The sequence below is a fragment of the Rhizobium aouanii genome (assembly GCF_037002925.1).
In the GTDB taxonomy this organism is placed as follows: domain Bacteria; phylum Pseudomonadota; class Alphaproteobacteria; order Rhizobiales; family Rhizobiaceae; genus Rhizobium; species Rhizobium aouanii.
Map to the genome: position 1 here is coordinate 283,486 of NZ_JBAMYD010000004.1, position 17,821 is coordinate 301,306.

Annotated in this window: 13 protein-coding genes; 1 reads left to right on the forward strand and 12 read right to left on the reverse strand. The window is 57.0% G+C overall.

Annotation, left to right across the window (positions count from 1 at the left end):
- Nucleotides 1–4: 4 nt before the first annotated feature.
- Nucleotides 5–2,983, reverse strand: a complete 2,979-nt coding sequence (locus V8P77_RS09400) for an ATP-binding protein (RefSeq protein ID WP_335911996.1) — start codon at nucleotides 2,981–2,983, stop codon at nucleotides 5–7.
- A 529-nt stretch (nucleotides 2,984–3,512) separates the two neighbouring features.
- Complete coding sequence (locus tag V8P77_RS09405) at nucleotides 3,513–3,947, reverse strand: hypothetical protein (protein ID WP_335911997.1); 435 nt, start codon at nucleotides 3,945–3,947, stop codon at nucleotides 3,513–3,515.
- Nucleotides 3,948–4,151: 204 nt separating this feature from the next.
- Here V8P77_RS09405 and V8P77_RS09410 point away from each other — a divergent pair, with 204 nt between their 5' ends.
- Nucleotides 4,152–5,048, forward strand: coding sequence for a GGDEF domain-containing protein (locus tag V8P77_RS09410; RefSeq protein ID WP_335912213.1), 897 nt, complete (start codon nucleotides 4,152–4,154; stop codon nucleotides 5,046–5,048).
- A 44-nt stretch (nucleotides 5,049–5,092) separates the two neighbouring features.
- Here the strand turns inward: V8P77_RS09410 and V8P77_RS09415 are convergent, their stop codons facing one another.
- The 10 genes from V8P77_RS09415 to V8P77_RS09460 form a co-directional block, all read right to left on the reverse strand.
- On the reverse strand, nucleotides 5,093–5,392 hold the full coding sequence (locus tag V8P77_RS09415) for a hypothetical protein (RefSeq protein WP_130826308.1): 300 nt from the start codon (nucleotides 5,390–5,392) through the stop codon (nucleotides 5,093–5,095).
- A gap of 388 nt (nucleotides 5,393–5,780) precedes the next feature.
- Nucleotides 5,781–7,379, reverse strand: coding sequence for an Eco57I restriction-modification methylase domain-containing protein (locus V8P77_RS09420; protein WP_335912000.1), 1,599 nt, complete (start codon nucleotides 7,377–7,379; stop codon nucleotides 5,781–5,783).
- Nucleotides 7,366–7,950 (reverse strand): HNH endonuclease, encoded by a 585-nt coding sequence (locus tag V8P77_RS09425; RefSeq protein WP_335912002.1) that lies wholly within the window; start codon nucleotides 7,948–7,950, stop codon nucleotides 7,366–7,368. The genes V8P77_RS09420 and V8P77_RS09425 overlap by 14 nt, the downstream gene beginning before the upstream one ends.
- Complete coding sequence (locus V8P77_RS09430) at nucleotides 7,950–8,630, reverse strand: hypothetical protein (RefSeq protein ID WP_335912004.1); 681 nt, start codon at nucleotides 8,628–8,630, stop codon at nucleotides 7,950–7,952. The genes V8P77_RS09425 and V8P77_RS09430 overlap by 1 nt, the downstream gene beginning before the upstream one ends.
- Nucleotides 8,608–11,190 (reverse strand): ATP-binding protein, encoded by a 2,583-nt coding sequence (locus tag V8P77_RS09435; RefSeq protein WP_335912005.1) that lies wholly within the window; start codon nucleotides 11,188–11,190, stop codon nucleotides 8,608–8,610. Before V8P77_RS09435 ends, V8P77_RS09430 begins: the two co-directional genes overlap by 23 nt.
- A gap of 876 nt (nucleotides 11,191–12,066) precedes the next feature.
- Nucleotides 12,067–12,879: an ABC transporter ATP-binding protein gene (locus V8P77_RS09440; protein WP_335912007.1), complete on the reverse strand. Its 813-nt coding sequence runs from the start codon at nucleotides 12,877–12,879 to the stop codon at nucleotides 12,067–12,069.
- On the reverse strand, nucleotides 12,876–13,865 hold the full coding sequence (locus tag V8P77_RS09445) for an ABC transporter ATP-binding protein (protein WP_335912008.1): 990 nt from the start codon (nucleotides 13,863–13,865) through the stop codon (nucleotides 12,876–12,878). The genes V8P77_RS09440 and V8P77_RS09445 overlap by 4 nt, the downstream gene beginning before the upstream one ends.
- A gap of 1 nt (nucleotide 13,866) precedes the next feature.
- Nucleotides 13,867–14,724 carry an ABC transporter permease gene (locus V8P77_RS09450; protein WP_020053049.1) on the reverse strand — a complete coding sequence of 286 codons (858 nt, stop codon included), beginning with the start codon at nucleotides 14,722–14,724 and terminating at the stop codon, nucleotides 13,867–13,869.
- 3 nt (nucleotides 14,725–14,727) lie between these two features.
- Complete coding sequence (locus V8P77_RS09455) at nucleotides 14,728–15,732, reverse strand: ABC transporter permease (RefSeq protein WP_020053050.1); 1,005 nt, start codon at nucleotides 15,730–15,732, stop codon at nucleotides 14,728–14,730.
- A gap of 113 nt (nucleotides 15,733–15,845) precedes the next feature.
- Nucleotides 15,846–17,750 (reverse strand): ABC transporter substrate-binding protein, encoded by a 1,905-nt coding sequence (locus V8P77_RS09460; RefSeq protein ID WP_335912012.1) that lies wholly within the window; start codon nucleotides 17,748–17,750, stop codon nucleotides 15,846–15,848.
- Nucleotides 17,751–17,821 lie beyond the last annotated feature (71 nt).

Sequence of the window (17,821 nt, forward strand, 5' to 3'; positions counted from 1 at the left end):
ATCCTCAACCAATGCCTCCCAAATCCCGCTTGGCCCGTACCAGAATCCATGCCGCTCCCTGCGCGTCGGCAATCTGCACCGCCCTCGTCAGGTCTCTCCTTATCAAGGATGGAGGGTCGTTCAGATCTCGTCTCAGTCTTGCGCTGAGGCGGTAGAGTTCGGCCAGCCAGAACCGTTGACCGCTGTTGCGGCCGACATTGATCGCCTTGTGAATGGTCGCCAGGGCTTCAGTAGGCTTGCCGAGCCGCTGCAGCACCTGCGCATGCATGTCGCTGTGCATGGAAAAATTATCGTCGGTGCCCAATTGCTGCTGGAGCAGCAGACCCTGTTGGAAACGCTCTTCACCCCGTTCGGCAAACGACGTCATCAGCTCCGCCCAGCCGCAATACATGTTGGCGCGCGCCTGGCTGGCGGCGAGGCCGTGTCGCTCGGCAAGCGCCAGCATTTGTTCGCCGAGGTCATGGACATCGTCATATCTGCTTTGGCAGCGGCGAAGGACAATGGCATAATAGAGCGCGTGAACCATGCTCCCGGCATGATCGGTCGAGGCCGCCCAGTCCAGGCACTGTCTGATCGCATGTTCACTGGCATCGGCATCGTTGAGAAGCAGGTAGGACAGGGCGCTCTCGCCCAAGCCGCAGACCTTGGCATCATGTCCGCCGAAGAAGGCGCGATTTCTGACTGCTCTTTCTGGGTCGTAAAGATCAAGGCCTCTGGCGACGCAATCGAGGCAGAATTCGTGCTCGCCGGCATGGAAGCTCGTCGCCCATCCGCAGTGATAGGATTGAAGCCGCGCCTCCTGATCTTCGACCGCTTGCATGTCGCCGACGAGAATGCGCGCGCGAGACTGCTGCGTCAGAATATCGGGCGCCGTGAACCACCATCCCCAATAGACCGGGAAATGTTTCGACCGAACAGCCGAGGCCTGTTTCCTCAGAAGCTGCATTGCGCGGGAATAGGCCCGGCGCGCGCTTTCCGAGCCCTCTCCCTCAAGTGCGGTCGCAACGACGCCCTGAAGTTCGAGCAGGCCCAATGCCAGTTCGGTGCGATCTGGATGGCGCCGGGAAAGACTGTAGACCTCCTGCGCGCAGAGCTCGAGCGACACGTTCGCCTCATGCATGGCGGAGCGCAGAACGCTCGCCTCGGCCGCCGCCAGGGCAAACCTGGCGGCGGCGTCGTGCAAGCCTGCTTCGGCGCATTGCCAGGCAGCGATGGCAGCCGGCAGACTGGGTTTTGCTTCTCCGATCAGGAGTTCGGCGATCCGCCTGTGTATGCGTCGTCTGTCGCTTTTGAGAAGGCTGCTGTAGGCGGCTTCCTGAGTGAGTACGTGCCGGAACTGAAAGAAGCCGGGCGTGGCGGATGAAGGCTCGATGATGCCTTGGGAAACAAGCCGCTCGACCGCGACCTCCACCGTCTGCCGGCTGTCGAGAAGGTAGGCAAGCAGTGAGATGTTGAATTCGCGGCCGATGACGCTCGCAAATTGCGCCGCGCGTCGTGCGGAACCGGTCGCCGCTAATCTGGCGGAAAGCAGATCATTCAGCGAGCTGACGCCACCTTCCAGAAGCAGCCCTTTCCATTCGGATGGGGCCTTGCCCAAGGGTTGCCTTCCCAGGAAGAAGTTGGCCAGTTCTTCCGCATAGAGCGGCATGCCATCGCATTGATCCAGAATGAAATCGGACAGACCCGGCGGGGGACGCTCACGCCAGACCGAGGCGACGAGATCGCGAACCGCGGCAGAGGCCAATCCGGATAATTCTATCTCGGTCGCCAGTGCCAGGGATCGCCTGATCCTCGATGTCTGAACCACGAGGATCGGCAACCTGCCTGCGAGCGATTCAAGCCGATCGATCAGCTCCAACGTCATGCCGTCGGCCCAGTGGACATCCTCGAAGACGAGGAGCGTCGGAACGCCGGTGGCTTTGCACGTCAGGATGTCGGCAGCGGCTTCGATGACCTTCCGTCTGAATGCCCGCCCCGACAGATCCGACACGCGAATATTGCGCGAGGTCGCCGGCGATCGGTCTGACGTAAATGAGAGAATGGTGTCGACGATGCCTGCGTCGACGTCTCGGCCGGATGTTTGAAGAGCCTGCATGAAAGCCCCCCTATCACCATCCTTCAGAACCGAGGGTTCGGCCACAAGCCTCTCAAGGAACGACATAAATGGGTGCAGAGGCTGGCTCTCCAGGCGCCTGCCGCACTGAAAGATCAGGGTCTCGTGCGAAGTTTGCAATAGACTGCGGGCGAATTCGCCGATCAGTCTGGATTTGCCGATGCCTGCCTCTCCGACCACGGTGATCGAACTGCCCTTGCCGTCGAGAGCTGAATTCCAGGCGTTCGAAAGAGCGGCAAGCTCTCTTTCCCGGCCTCTTATCGGCCTGTCCCACTCATGGGTTAGCGATGGTTCAGACGCTGATCGATCACGCTCCTGCGGGCGCCAGAGCGCAACCGCATCTTCGAAGCCCTTGAGCTTGGCCTTCCGTATCAGGCTGTAGTCAAACTTGTGCCGCGTGAGCTGAACGGTGGAATCTGCGACCAGGACGGAATTCGGTTCGGCCTCCGCCTGCAGGCGAGCAGCCAGGACGGGTGCCGTGCCGACGATCTCGTCTCCTTGCGTGGAGAAGACGACAAGACCCGTAGCAACGCCGATCCGCAGCCTGAAAGCTGCGCGCGCCTTGCCCTTTGCGATCGCTACGCTGCGCAACAAATCCAACGAAGCCTGTACCGCGCTTTCAGCCGCATCCTCGGATTGATCGGGATATCCGAAGAAACAGCATCCCCCATCACCGAGCCGCTGATGAAGAAAGCCTCCATGTTTTTTTATGATCGTCTCGGCACTCTGATGTAATGCCGACACGGAGCGAAAGAATTTCTCCGGCTCGCTCCGCAACAAGAGCTCCGTCGAGCCGACGATGTCATAGAAAAGGGCAGTGACCTGTCGCCGCTCACCTGTAAACCGAATTCTCGCGTCGAGGGTTTTCATGCCGGGTCGCCCAACACCACAGAAGCCTTTCTCAGGACATCCGATTTATAGCTTGCATGCAAGCTTTTCGTGCGGTGGTGCAAATGTATCCGTTATCTGGCCTGCGGCTGGATCATGAGCTGCCCTCTTGTAACCGCAACGCATGCGCATGCCCGGTCGTATTGCTTCGGGCTCATCTTTTTGGTGTCGTACCGGATTTCGCGTGAGATTGAGCCGTCTGGATTTGAAGGGAAGGCCAGATGGGCGGGTCGGCATTCCATCGCCCTTCATTGAGCGCACTTGCACCCCAATCGAAGGCACATCAAAATCGGTCAGTTGGTCTCTGCCGCAACGGCTCAACCGCCAGCATTCCCAGCCATTGGTGTTCCGCCAGGCAGGTTACGAAGATCCACCCCAGTTTTGTTGGCGATGACGCCACCGCCAAGCAACTGGAGATTGCCAGTAATCGCGACCTGCCGATTGCCGTGGCGACCGTTTCACCACGGCGGCGAGCGCCAGCCTTACAGCGCCGAGTGGCCCTTAGCCTCAATCAGCCAAAGAACGCACGCAGCTGAGCGAAGAACCCGCTTGGTTTGGATCCTGCCATCTTCCGCAAGCGGCGAGCGACGACTGCCGCGCTGACGCGTTCACCGAAATGGCAGAAGCACACCAGATCATGCAATTGCTCATCGCTGAGTTCGAAAAACCGCTTGGCTTCTCCATAGCTGTCATTTTCCATTCCTGCCGCCCGCAGCATGGGATCAGCGAATGCAACGGAAATCGGGGTGCCGTCATCCCTGAGAGCAAGCCGATCGGCAATCGGCTGATATTCGGTTTCGTGAAGTGTCTTGAGGAACGGTCTGGGGCTGCATTCGAGACTTTCGGCCCACCGTTCGAGCCGTTCGCGCCTGGTCATTTCAAGGCGCTTGCAGGTCGGGCTGACCGTTGCGATGCTTTTCAACTGGTCTAATGCGTACTGTTCCATTTCGGCCTCCTATCTCCGGAAAAATAGATGGTCCGCCTCCCGATAACAGCGTCGCTCAGGTCGAAGCCGTTGTCCAATCACGATTGAAAAACGCCGTGCGTTGACGTTTGCGTAATCACTTGAGGCGCCTTTGCTTGCGGACTGGCTCTTTTCCCATAAAGTTTCTCCGCCATGTCATACCAAGGCAACCAGACAGGGTTCGGTGTGGACGAGATATTCGAACAGCTTCTGCACCTTGCTGGCGACACCGAAACGCTGATCGCGGTCTATGATGATCTTGACCGGCTGCAATACGCCAACAGCGCCTTTCGTTCGGTCTATTTCATCGAGCCCGATGAAACGCCGCTCTGGCCGGATCTCATGCGGCGCAATTTCGAGCTCGCGCGAGGCACGGTCATCCGGACGAGCAATTTCGACGAGTGGCTACGGTCGACACAGTCGCGCCGCGGCAAGATCGGCTATCGCGCGTTCGAGACGGACCTCTATGATGGCCGATGGTTCTGGATGACCGAGGCGGTCCAGAAGAATGGTTGGATGTTGTGCATTGCGAGCGACATCACCGGTTTGCGGGCGCATGGCAGGATCGTCCGGCAAGATCGCGACCAGGCGATCAAGGCGTCTTACACCGACGAACTCACCGGCGTCGCCAACCGCCGCTTTGTGATGGCCCGCGTCGACGACATGCTGGCGGCCGCCCAGCATGGAAGCAACGGCTGCCTTGCCGTCTTCGACATCGACAATTTCAAACACATCAATGACCGGCTCGGTCACCACGCCGGCGATCTCGTGCTCCGCGATTTTGCCCATCGCATCCATCAGAGTGTCCGCCGCAACGATTGTTTTGGACGGGTCGGCGGAGAGGAATTCGTTCTGGTGATGCCGGCAACGGGGCCGGAAGAAGCCATCGCCATGGTCGAGCGCATGCTGACGGTGATCCGCTTCTCCCGGCCTCTGCCTGAAGCGCCCGACTTCAGCTACACCTGTTCTGCCGGCATCGCCGCTTGTGCCCCGTCAGACAGCGCGTCGGATCTTTATCGCCGCGCCGATCAAGCACTCTATGCCGCCAAGTTAAGCGGCCGGGACAGGGTGCGCGCAGCGTAGGCGCCTAAGGCATGTCGCCGGCAATGTGATTGGCGCCCGATCTATTAAATCCCCGACCCGTAGAGCTCCTGCTCATCGTCGCCTTCCCAAGGGGAGGGCATCGAGGTGCGATTGGCCGAGGGCATCGGCATCCAACACTTCAATTCCGGCTCGGCATATTCGATGATGTGCCCGGGTGAGGAATCCGAGGCGCGCCAGCCTTCTCCAGCAAACTGATCGCCATTCGACCAATAGGCGAGGTCAACTTCCGCCGGCCCCTGTTCGGACGGGCGAATCGTGACGAGGATCCGGCTACCGTCTCTCGGTGCGCTTGCCATGTCGCGCCAGCGATCTGTGTCGTCCATCGTTTTCCTCCTGCCCTCGCTCCAGGTGCAAGTGTCGCCTCGCCATCGGAAACGGTCAATTGAAACTTTGTGGAACAGGTCAGCCCACGATGTCACAGAAGAGGGCAGTACTCGCCGCTCACCTCAAGGAGCCTTGCGGTGGCAACGGCCGCGGGGCTTTTGTTGGGATGGGCTACCACTTTGCAACGAAGGTGTGGCCCGGGATGGTCGTGTCGACATTCCATCGCCTTCCCTTGAACGCACTTGGATCCCCCCGAGTAAAGTGATTGATGGCGAACTTGTCCGTTCGCGAGGATCCTGTCCTCTACGAAGCCGGCCACGATATTCACAGGCCGATGAACTGATCATCGCTAGGGATTTGCTTGCGACTTATCACCGTTTTCATTAGCTACTGTTTGTTGATCGCTGGCGCCCTTCCATGTCTCAAGCGATGATCTTGCAGGGTGCTCAAAGCGTTCGAGATCTTTTCGTTGTCTGCAGACGTAAGCTTAAGCTCAAACGATAAACGGCGGTCTCCGAGTGAGATGACCTCGCCTGGCGTCCCAAAGGCCAGCTCGAACTCTCTAAAATCGGCAGGATTAGGCTGCCGATACCACAGAGGCAGACCACGAAACTCCTTGGGAGTCAGTTCAAGAACTCCTCCGCCATAAAAGCGACCGTCGATTTCGCAGAAAACTGCAGTCAATGAATTGTAGAATGAGAAACAGATGCCTTCCATGGTGTGATCATTTTTTGGGCTGACTTGGTACGCCGTGTCAGTTGCCAGAACACCTGCTCGGTTGATGCATAGCTTGGGGAGTCGATGTGACCGCTTGAAAAAGAGTCCTTCGGTCGGCGCGACAACTGGAATCCTGTACCAAGGAGTACGATATCGAGACTTGTACCGTTCGTTCAAGCCCAGCTGCTCCCCTCGTTCGATATACTTGGTGGCACGATCGTCCAGTGGTGGGGATCCTGCTTTGCAGAAATCAATCAGATAAGTGGGTTCCGTCGCCGTCAGAGCTCTATAGTGCTCAGTTTCGAAAATGGGCATTGACGAAACGAGGGCACCCTTCTTCAAAATTGGCCGAGCCCAAGGCCAGAGTTCGTAGGAGTCTACGTCCTTATGTGAAAGGATAAAGTAGTCGTTTGCTGCAGTCACTGTACCTGCGACGCTGGTGCAGGCGTCACCTATACACTTAGCATCGACGCGGAGTCGGTGAAGCAACTCCCTTGTCTCAGCATTGAGTAGGAACGATTTATCCTCGATCGAGCCATTAGCTTGAGCTGGTTCCGCATGATCGTTGTAAGAGAGTTCCTCAAGACTAGAAACCCTGCACAAGTTGACGCCGCTAACGTTGCCGGGCGCGTTAGTCGCAAGTAGGACTACAGCATCCTGGTCAATTTTCTTGAAAGCTTTTTCATCAGGGATGAAAATATCGATGCGGCGGAACCTCGATGCAAGCCAATCGCGAAGGAACTTTCCGTAGGCCACGGTGATGAGTTCATAGGGCACCACGAAGGATAGTGTACCCTCTTCCGTGAGGAGCCCGTGAGCAGCGACCACGAAGGCAGCCCAGCTGTTTTTCAACTGGCCAAGCGGATACCCGGTCTTGATTGACAGCGAGGCCACGCTTTGCTTCAACGGATCACTGAAATTATGTCGCCGAACGTATGGAGGATTTCCAATGATTAGATCATATTTGTTCTGTCTCTCTGGAGACTCGGCGAAGACGAGGAAATCCTGAAGAACAAGCTCGGTGGAGGCGTCAACGGCCGAGGCCGCGTGTAGCGCCTTCGCGTCGATGTCTACAGCTGTAAGGTGCGTTCCAGGGCCGCACCGCTCGCGCAAAGCGTGCAAAAAAGCACCATCGCCGCAGCTAGGTTCCAGCGCGGTTGCAATGCGTGTTGATCGGGCGTGGCTAACTGCAACAATGGCATCAGCCACCGTTTGAGGCGTGTATACAACGCCATGTGCCCTTCGGTTATCAACGTCAGCCTTCAACAATCTGTTCTCGAAATCGCTCGTAGGCCTGCGTCAGTACATCGATTGCTTCCAAGAGTTCAAGCCTATCTCTGACGTCCCCGACTTTCTCTTTAATCGATCGCAGGCGCTCGCGCAGTTCGGTAAGTTTCAAGCATTGCCACACATGCTGATGGCGCAGAAGGTCGAGGCGGAGGTTTTCAATCATGTAGGAGCCTACAGCTGTACGTGAAACAAATCTGCCAGCCTGGTCACGATCAATGTGAAGGTCAAAGTCGGGACTGCACGGATCGACGAAGCCTTGTGTGTCATCGTGCGAAACCGTCGCAATAGTTCCTATCCACTTGTTGGACTTGGATCGATTGCAATAGGCGCAAGCGTAGACAAGGTTGCCATAAACGAGCTTCAGAGTGGGAAACCTTGAGTGTGGCGCGAAATGATCAATATGGTAGACCGAGCGCCCACCAAGGATATAATCAGGCGTCGAACAATATCCACATTGACGCTCGAAGTCGGTGCGGAGGTCGGTTTTGTAAAGCCTGTAATTTGTTTGCGGTGCCGGTGTCGACCGGACAGGTATGCGAGTTCTTGCCATTAGTCTTTTTTTTCCGGCGGGTTCTGTGAGGCGGCAAGTTCAAGCTCGATTCTTTCGATCAGCCTCTCTGCACTATCGATTAATTTGTCAAACGGCTCGAGTGCCTGTTGCTTAAGCAAACGAGGAACGGCATCCACCTTGTTGATCATCCCCTCCAAAAAGTCGTCGAGCTCGAGGAGCTCCTGCACCTCCGCAGCACCGAGGCTTTCTATTTTCATTCTGTTCTGAAGCAGCTGAAAACGTTGCTCCTTCGCCGCCGTTACCACGTCGCGCTCTTCAATTTTGGCTCGGACACGGTGAAAGAACGGCAACTCGCTTTTCTCCTTATCCGGTTCCAGGTCCGATTTTGGGAAGATTACGTTGACTTCAACGTGTTCATTCAGCGCGTCGCCGACGAAATTAGTCGTCAAAAAGCATGGAAAACCGTCAAATCGCTTCTGAAAGGCGTTGATGAGATCAAGGCCCGTATAGGGGATGCCGAGCATCTTGTCACCGAGCCGGTAATCTGAAATCAGTACTTTGCACTTGGATTCAAGGATGTAGTCAATCATCTCGTCAATATCGGCGACGGGCGTCACGGTATCGACGTTCTCTTTGGCAAAAAAGCCCGAATGGACAGCTGCCCTGATGACCATGTTGCCCTGTGCGGGCTCTTCGTCAATGTAAAGTAGTTCCGTCATTTGTTTCAACTCGCGATGCAGGCAGCCGAATTTCTATCTTGAAACCATTCCCCGTTGAACTCTTAACATCCGCTATCCCGCCAAATTTGCGTACGATCGACTCAAGAATCCACATTCCCAAGCCAGTGCCGACAGTTTTTCCAGATGCGCTCTTTTTGGTCGTGTTGCCGAATTCGAAAATGTCGTTTGGGCGGGTGATTGATGGGTCCAAGCCAGGCCCGTTGTCGCTATACTCGATAACAAAATCTTTCCCTGTCTCCAGTGACGTATGCAAAGTGATGATGCGGCTGGTTTGGGGCCTGTCGTCCTCCATGAAAGCTTCCACTGAATTAAGAATCAGATTGTGGAATATGCTGTCAAGCTCGATCTCAAAGGCCAGTATCGTAGCGTCAGGTACGCCATCGTGGGTAACCTGGAGTTGAACGTGCCTTGGCTTAAGGAAACCCTCCCACTCGGACGGTAGGCCGCTAAGGTGATCTCGTAAGTTAATATGTTTGCGCCTTCGGCGCTCCGGCCGAACGGAGTTCAAGACGAAGGAGAACCACTGCTTGACTTTCTTATCCTCGCCCGCCCACTCGTCCAGCATAACATAAGGATTGAAAGCCGGTTTCTCTTTCGCGGCGACTTCTCTCGGGATAAAGGGTTCCAAGATCTCTGCCAACGCTTTCGACCTTGAGCCCATCGCATTCTGCATGTGACCCATCTCGTGAGTAAATGAAACGAGTACGGTGCCGAGCGTAGCGAGCGACTGAAGGGCCATAAGCTCCTCAAGTTTTTCCTCGAGCTCCTGCTTCTGGACCTTGACTGTTCTACTCAGTGTGAGCCTTTCATAGTCTGGGGCCGTGGCTAGTTTCGGCGGAGTCGATTGCTTCGATTTACCTGCATTCTCGGCAGCCTGAACGACCAGTTCGGCAATCCGCTCACCTTCGCGGCGCAAATCTTCAGAGCCATTCTCTTCGTTGTAAAGCCCAAGTAGATTAGCAAGGATGGTGCTTCTATCGAGTTCGAATTCACGGATAAGCCGCAGCACGATCTCCCTGAATGCGTTAAATTCGTCATTCTCAATGATAGCTTCGCGGTTTGATTGATCACCGAGCTTGGCATTTGCTTTTCGGGATATGCTGATTGTCCCTGAAATGTTTTGCGGTGACACGGGCCACGTCTTGCGGGAAGGCTGGACGGGGTTTGCCGCGCGTCTTCCGCCCAACCCCAACCAGTCGAACGCCCTACTGCCGACCTCGCCGTAGGGCCGTACAAAAAAGTTGTCGCGGTAGATTTTGATGCCGGCAAACCTATCCAGCCAATCTTTGCGAGGTCCTGGCTGAAATGCACGATAGGGATATTTGCGTTGATCGTCTTTCCCACCCAGTGTGAGCTTGTAAAACCTAAGCTTGACCGAGAAGGGCCCAATTTGCTTGGCGGCGCCTAACAGCTCCTTATTCTTTGCGCCAAACAATTCGGCGAGGGTTTTGGTGTACTCGACTGGTTGCTTGGAAAAAGATTCGCGGTTGAACGGAAATTTCTTCATCTCCCGCCGCTCAAAGAGCGGATCTGAGAGCTTACTTGTGTCCAGCTCGTTGCGCCAGATCGAGATTTCGACGTTGCCAGTTTCTCGAACGGTTGCTTCGATCTTGTAATCAAAGTCTTGTAGCACCTCGGATGTCACTTCGACGTCCTCGCCGGGATGGCTTTCGTCAAACATCACGATCCTGAATGAGGCTTGTTCATCCGGTGGAACAAGCAGACCAAGTGCGTGACGCAGGTTTTCAATACCGGTCTCGTTCCAATCGTCACGGAGTAAAGAAATCTGGATACAGGTACCTGTTTCCCATATTACTGGCTGAGTAATTTCCTCTTCGGCTTCGCTCGTTTGTCGGAGTGCAGAGGCGATCTGCTGAATGCCAAGAAGGCGCTTCACGATTGTTGTAAAATCGTCAGTACCTTCATCAAGTACAGCTTTAATGTCGTCGAGTACGGCACCTTCATCTTCGAACGCGCCCCAGTCAACGGACCAGGTCAGACCTTCAAGGATGCCGGACTGCGAAAAAGCCCGCGAAGCCACAAGGCTCTTCTCGCCGAGGCGGTCCAGAGCAAACCGACCAATTCCCTTGGCACCTGTTCGGGTTCGCCCGCCATCCGAAAGATCATTCTTTTCCTTAAAATTCGTGCCGATTACCATCCAGCTATGGATTATAGCATCTGCAGACATGCCCTTTCCGTTATCGAGGATGAAGAGGTCGCGAATACGTAGGACGGCGGTTTCCAGAATTTCGCGGTCCTGTTCCGGAAGATCGGGGCGAACGGCAAACGCCTTCTCCTTTATCTCAAAATAAATCGCCATTTCCGGATGGCGCTGCAGCAGCCATCGATGTTCTTCAGCTGGCAAAGTCTGCGGGAGCGATCTGTACCTAGAAAGGAATGCGACGACGCTAACCGCAGCGTCCGCATCATACGAGTTTTTCACCAGTTCCGAGATTGCACCATCAGCGGCTGAAACGTTTTCTCGTCCGATTAGCCGAGCGGTTTTGGCCGAAACACGAAAGTTGAGTTCTTTGCTCATTCGTTCACCATTTATTTATTTATCGTGCGGATCCAACGAAGTAAAACGTGAACCCCCAAAATACAGTGAATACTCTGTCTATTGATGCGCGATCGCGAGTTTTGCCGCGGCGGAGTTCATGGATACAGCCTCATACGATCACGGTTCGCCTGATCATCTTCATCAGTTGCGTCGGGCATCCCACCGCTTTGAAATTTTCTAGCAGCTTCCGTGTTCTCGAATATTGTGCGTCGAGGCCGTTTCTCCAACCATAGTATCTGTTTGTAAGTTCGCGCTCCTGATTGCCGCTCTCGAAGAGCGGGTTGGTATACACGCCCCGCAGATTGAAGCACTCGATCATCACAGCATTCTCCAGCTCCCCGGATCGACCATACACGCGCGGATCAGATCCGCTATAAAGCCTGGGAAGGCCGATCTCGCGTTTACGATCTCAGCCCACGCAGCAAAATCATTTGGATATCAATCTCATCCAATGATTTCGCCCAACGAATAACCGAATCAATAGGATATGCGGGCGCGCGCCTCAACTGGAGATTCGAGCCGGAAGGTAAATCAGTCGGGGAATAGGCGGAAATTCAGATCCGGTAAAGCAAACAGTAGTTGGACGGCGCGACCGACCGAATCCGTACGTGGCTGTTATCCCACGCGATCGAAATAGCGTCGTTGACGGTCCAGATCCCCGTCAAGGCGACTGATTTGTCAGCCATCTCTTCAAATGTCCGCGCGAGACCACAACAGTCAACTTATGAGCGGTGCCGGCTTGCCAGCCACCGTCGTTGAGTAACTCGAGCGAATGAGCCCCGTTTTCCCGCCACCCACGCGAAGAGATCGCGCCGGGCGACAGACGCAGGCATTGCCGCATCTGCCCCGCAGCGCCTACGTCGCCACGCTAAAATCCGCCGCCAGCACCGCATCCTTCAGCGCCCGCGAATACTCATGCTGCGGATCATCCAACACGGCCCGCGCCTGTCCGCGCTCGACGATTTCGCCTTTGCGCATGATGATGATGTTGTCACTGATATAATAGGCGGTGGCGAGGTCGTGGGTGATGTAAACGATCGAAAGGCCGAGCTCATTTTTTAAGCGGGCGAAGAGATTGACGATGGCCATGCGCAGCGATGCGTCGACCATCGAGACCGGTTCATCGGCCACCAGCAGGCGGGGTTGCGGGATCAGCGCCCGGGCGATGGCGACGCGCTGAAGCTGGCCGCCCGATAATTCGTGGGGAAACCGGCCTTTCACTTCTTCAAGGGTCAGGCCGACATGGACGAGGGCGGCATCCGCCATCTTCTCCGCCTGCTCTCGGTCCGGCCGGTTTCCCGAGAACGAAAAATTGCGGGCGGTCTCGAAGAGATAACGATCGACACGTTTCAGCGGATTGAAGGCTTCGAAGGGGTTCTGCAGAACGGGCTGGACCTCTTTCATGAAAGCCGTGCGTTCGGCTCTGCTATGGATTGCGACGGTCCTGCCGCTGAATTGAAGCTCGCCTTCCGTTGGTTCGGTCTGGCCGAGGATCATCGCCGCGATCGTCGATTTTCCCGAGCCGGATTCGCCAACGATCGAGAGGATCTCTGGCTCCGCTCCCAGTTCGAAGCTGACGTCCTTGACTGCCGTGATCAGCCGCCGGCCGAGCATGCCGCCCTGGCGGTAGACTTTGGTGACATGCGAGAGGCTAAGAAGAGCGCTCAAACCTGATCTCCCGTAACGGCAAAACACGCGACGCGCCGCTGCGGCTCGACGGTGACGAGCGGCGGAACCTTCTGCGAGCAGATGTCCATGCGCTTCGGACAGCGCGGGTGAAACCGGCAGCCTTCCGGCGGCATGGCGAGGTTCGGCGGGCGCCCCTCCAGCGAAGGGCGAGCCGTCGCGTCGCCGATGCGCGGCAGGCTGCCGACGAGGTGCTGCGTATAGGGGTGGAGCGGCATGTTGAAGAGCTTGGGGGTCGGCGCTTCCTCGACAAGACGCCCGGCATAGACGATGCCGATGCGGTCGGAGACCGTCGCGTGAACCCCCATATCATGGGTGACGAACAGGAAGGACGAGCCCATCTCGCGCTGGATTTCGCGGATCATTGACAGCACGTCGCGCTGAACGATGACGTCGAGCGCGGTCGTCGGTTCGTCGGCGATGATGAATTCGGGCGTCAGGATGGTGGCCAGTGCAATGGTCATGCGCTGGCGCATGCCGCCTGAGAGTTCGTGGGGATAGGCGTCGAGCAGATGCGGATCGAGCTTCAGCCGCTGCAGATGGGTGGCGACCCTTTCGAAAAACACCGGGCCGCTGACCTTCATGTGGCGAAAGGCGAAATCGGTGAAGGAATGACGGATCCGGCGCACCGGATTGAGCACATTCATCGAGCCCTGCATGATATAGGACAGATGCTTCCAGCGCAGCGCCAGCCGATCTTCCGGCTTCATCGCGTAGATATCCTGGGTGCCGCCGTCGAAATGAAAAGTCACTTTTCCCGACACGACCCGCAGCGGCGGCCGGATGGCGCCGGCGATGGTCTTGATCAAGGTGGTCTTGCCGCTGCTCGATTCACCGGCAACGCCATAGACCTCGCCGCGGGCAATCGTCAGGCTGATATCGTCCACGGCGCGCACCTCGCGATCAACGCCGAAGAGGAAGGCACGGTAATAGGCTTTCAGATTCTCAATTTCGACCAAAGGATCCATACTAACTTCCCATCCGGTTCAGCCGGCTGCGCGGATCATTGTATTCGTTCATCGACATGGACAGCAGGAAGAGCGCTAGGAAGAGGACGACGATGACGGCGACGGGGGCGGCCACCCACCACCATATGCCCGATATCAGCGCCGAATGCGCATTGGCCCAATAGATCATCATGCCCATGGTCGGTGTCTCGATATCGGTAAAGCCGAGCACCGACAGGGTGATTTCCATGCCGATCGACCAGATCATGTTGTTCATCGTGGTGGCAAAGACGATCGGCAGAACATAGGGCAGGTGCTCCTCGACAAGGATCTTGCGCATGCTCATGCCGGAATAGACGCTCTGGGTGGTGAAGGATCTCGTCTTCAGGCTGATCGCCACCGAACGGATGAGGCGTGCGTCGTAGGACCAGCCGAGCGAGGCCATGATGAGGATCAGTGCCGTCCAGGTCATGCTGTCCTTCAGCACGAAATAGAACAGGATCAGCAGCGGAAATTGCGGGATGACCATGACGCTGTCGTTGATGGCCATCAGCACCCGGTCGACGGCGCCGCCGGCATAACCGGCGACGAGGCCGACGACCAGCGAGATGATGCGTGAAATGACGGCGACGCCGATGCCGAAAAACAGGGTGTTGCGAAGCGCGGTCGTCAGTTGCCAGAAAACGTCCTGGCCGCGCGACGTCGTGCCGAGCCAATATTCGCCATCGGGCGGCATATCGGGCGGCAGAAGATAGATGTCGGTCGCGCTGTAAGGCGAGAAATAGGACACCACTATCAATCCGACGATGACGGCAAAGAGCAGCAGGCCGCTGAGGAATTCCATATTCTGGCGCGCGAGGTCGCGGACGATCGTAAACATGCTCTATTCCACCTTGATGCGCGGATCGATCAGCGGGCTCAGAATGTCGATGATGAACACCGCGGCGGCAACGCCGACGATCGACAATGCGCTGAGGCCGAGCACCAGGCTGTAGTCGCCGGCATGCACTGCTTCGATCAGCAGGTTGCCGATGCCCGGATAGCCGAAGACGATTTCAGTGATGACCGTGCCGTTGAAGATCGCGCCCAGCGACATGGCAAGCCCGGTGAACTGCGGCACCATGGCATTGCGGGCGATATAGGAGCGCAGGATCTTCCGCTTCGGAACGCCGCCAAGCTCGGCGAAGACGACATAATCCTCGGTGATGATGTTGGAAACAAGCGCGCGCATGCCGATCAGCCAGCTGCCGGCGCCGACCAGAATCAGCGACAAGGCCGGCAGGATCGAGTGTTTCAGAATATCGAAGACCAGCGCAAAGGAGAGGTCGAGATTGGCGTTCATCTCGTAGCCGCCATTGATCGGCAGCACCGGCCAGAGATAGCCGAACACAATCAAAAGCACGAAGGCCAGAATGTAATAGGGAATGGGAAGCAGGGCGATGAAGACGAGGCTGACGGCTTTCAGCACCATGTCCTTGCGGTAATAGCCGGCAAGCGCGCCGATGGCATTGCCGAGCACGAAGGTGATGAGGGTCGACACCGTCATCAGCCCGATGGTCCAGGGCAGGGACCGCAGGATGATGGTGGAAACGGGTGTGGGAAAGGCCGAGAGCGAGGGACCGAGATCACCGGTCGCGAGCCGCAGCCAGAAATTCAGATATTGCTGCCAGATCGAGCCCTCCATGCCGTAGAGCTCGCGAAGCGACTGGCGCATCAGCTCGATCGCATTGGGATCGGACTGCCCCATCTGGGTGATGGCGCCTATGCTTTCTTCGACCGGATCGATCGGGGTCAGGTGGGTGACGAAGAATGTGATGGTCACGCCAAGGAATACGACAAGCAGAAACTGACCGAACCGCTTCAGCACAAAGATCAGATAGGACGTCATAGGGCGGTGGTTCCTCTCTGGTTCCCTTCATCAAGTGGAAAGGATCGACGGACATGCCACATGCCCGTCGATTAGGGGGCCGGCGCGCAACACTCGCGCCGGCGTTGGGAGGATTATTTCGGTTGTGCCGGCTTGAGCTTGACCATCATCAGCCTGGAGTTGGCCCAATTCGGCACCGGATCGGTATAGGGATCGGCGATCGTCGGATAGCCGGTCCAATAGGTCGTATCCATCGAGGTGAAGACGTTATACGACATCAGCGGGATCGTCGGCATTTCGCGGGCGACCAGCTTCAGATAATCCTTGCCGAGCTCGACGCCCTTGGGATCGTCGGCGCTGATGCCGCGAATGCTTTCGATGATCTTGTCGAGCTCCGGATTGCTCCAGCGCTGCCAATTGCGCGGCGGCTGGTTCTCACCCTTCTTGGCCACGAACTGCGAATGCCAGCTATCGAGGAAGAACGACAGGTCGGGATCGCCGCCCCAGGTTTCGACGCTCCAGGCGATCGCCACCTGGAAATCGCCGGGCTGTAGCGCCGTCTGCCAAAGTTTCGCGGCCGGCACGGCTTTGGCGTCGATGCCGAATGCCGCCCATTGCTGTGCGATCAGCGTCCCGGCGCGGGTGAAGACCGAGCGTGTGTCGCCTTCCACCGTCATCCGGATCTTGAAGGGCTGTCCATCAGGGGTCAGCCATTTGCCGCCGGATTTCTTGAAGCCTGCCTTCTCCAGCAGTTCGCCGGCAGCCTTCGGATCCGGTTTCCACCAGCCATAGCCGAACGCACCGCTGATTGCCTCAGGGTCGGTCGGGATCTGGTCCTTGAACTTCGGCTGCTTGCGCAGGATATCGGCGATCTGTTGCCCGACCGTCGGGTCATAAGGCTTGATCTTGCTCTTGCCGGTATCGATCTCGAAATTCTTCAGCCAATCCTGCATCGGCGCCTGATAGTCTTTCATCGTGGCCGCCGTCGGCGGCACGCCGAGCGCCGAAAGCGTGGCAGCGCCGCGGTAGCTCGCCATATCAACCGCCTTGATGTCGATCAGCAGGGCAAGCGCCCAGCGTACATCGGCATTGTCGAAGGGCGGATTCTGGGTGTTGAAGATGACCGCCGGAAGTGTCGGATCCGGATGGGCGAAGGGGAAGCCCGGGAACCATGTCTCGATCGTCTTGGATTTTTCCTTCAACGTGAACATGCCCTCAGGCGTGTTGTCGTGAATGATATCGAGATTGTGCTCGAGCTGCGCGATGGTGCGTTTATCCGGCGGGCCGGGATCGGTATAGGTCACGTATTTCGGGGCCGGCTCGCCGAAGCGGGCAAGCGAGGTCCGCTGCCAGTCGTCACGCTTCTCCCAGGTATACCACTTGCCCTGGGGGTCGTATGACTTGAGCTTGTAGGCGCCGAGCGAAACGGGATTGGCGAAATCATAACGAAGCGGATCTTCGACTTTCTCGAAGACATGCTTGGGCATGATCCAGGCGCCGTTCCAGCGAACGGTGAAGAGGGCGTGGAAGCGCGAATTGGGCTTCTTCAGCTTGAACACGACCGTCGAGGGGTCGGTCGCCTCGACGCTTGCCACCTGCACCGAGAAAGCAGCACTCCAGACCATGCCGGGGTGATCCATCTGCGTCTTCACGGTATAGACCACGTCGTCTGCCGTGAACTCCACGCCGTCGCTCCAGAAGAGCCCCTTGCGCAGTTTCACGGTCATCTCGGTGAAGTCGCCATTATATTGCGGCTTGTCGGCAGCCAGCGAATTGTCCCAGGTCGCGCCGCCAAGTCCTTGTTCGGGGTCGATATACCAGAGCGTATCCATGGTCAGCTGCTGCAGGCCGGTCGATACGCCGCCGCCGCCATTGACCCAGATGTTGAACCAGCCGGGATTTTTGATCGTCCCTTCCGGATTTTCGACGATGAGCGTCTCCTTGCGCGGCAAGGAGGTGTATTCTTGGGCTCCGGCCACTGCGGTCAGGCCGAACGTGGCCAGCACGAAGCCGAATGCAAACCTCTTCCACTTTTGCATGAACTCCTCCCTTGAATGCGATCATGCCGCGGCCGCAAAGGCACGCATGGGCATGTCGCGGTTGTCGGTTC

What these genes read in the sequence shown, in the direction of transcription:
- V8P77_RS09435 (WP_335912005.1), bottom strand. Translation starts at nt 11,190, where the DNA reads ATGAGCAAAGAACTCAACTTTCGTGTTTCGGCCAAAACCGCTCGGCTA.
- V8P77_RS09415 (WP_130826308.1), bottom strand. Translation starts at nt 5,392, where the DNA reads ATGGACGACACAGATCGCTGGCGCGACATGGCAAGCGCACCGAGAGAC.
- V8P77_RS09455 (WP_020053050.1), bottom strand. Translation starts at nt 15,732, where the DNA reads ATGACGTCCTATCTGATCTTTGTGCTGAAGCGGTTCGGTCAGTTTCTG.
- V8P77_RS09460 (WP_335912012.1), bottom strand. Translation starts at nt 17,750, where the DNA reads ATGCAAAAGTGGAAGAGGTTTGCATTCGGCTTCGTGCTGGCCACGTTC.
- V8P77_RS09430 (WP_335912004.1), bottom strand. Translation starts at nt 8,630, where the DNA reads ATGACGGAACTACTTTACATTGACGAAGAGCCCGCACAGGGCAACATG.
- V8P77_RS09405 (WP_335911997.1), bottom strand. Translation starts at nt 3,947, where the DNA reads ATGGAACAGTACGCATTAGACCAGTTGAAAAGCATCGCAACGGTCAGC.
- V8P77_RS09400 (WP_335911996.1), bottom strand. Translation starts at nt 2,983, where the DNA reads ATGAAAACCCTCGACGCGAGAATTCGGTTTACAGGTGAGCGGCGACAG.
- V8P77_RS09450 (WP_020053049.1), bottom strand. Translation starts at nt 14,724, where the DNA reads ATGTTTACGATCGTCCGCGACCTCGCGCGCCAGAATATGGAATTCCTC.
- V8P77_RS09445 (WP_335912008.1), bottom strand. Translation starts at nt 13,865, where the DNA reads ATGGATCCTTTGGTCGAAATTGAGAATCTGAAAGCCTATTACCGTGCC.
- V8P77_RS09425 (WP_335912002.1), bottom strand. Translation starts at nt 7,950, where the DNA reads ATGGCAAGAACTCGCATACCTGTCCGGTCGACACCGGCACCGCAAACA.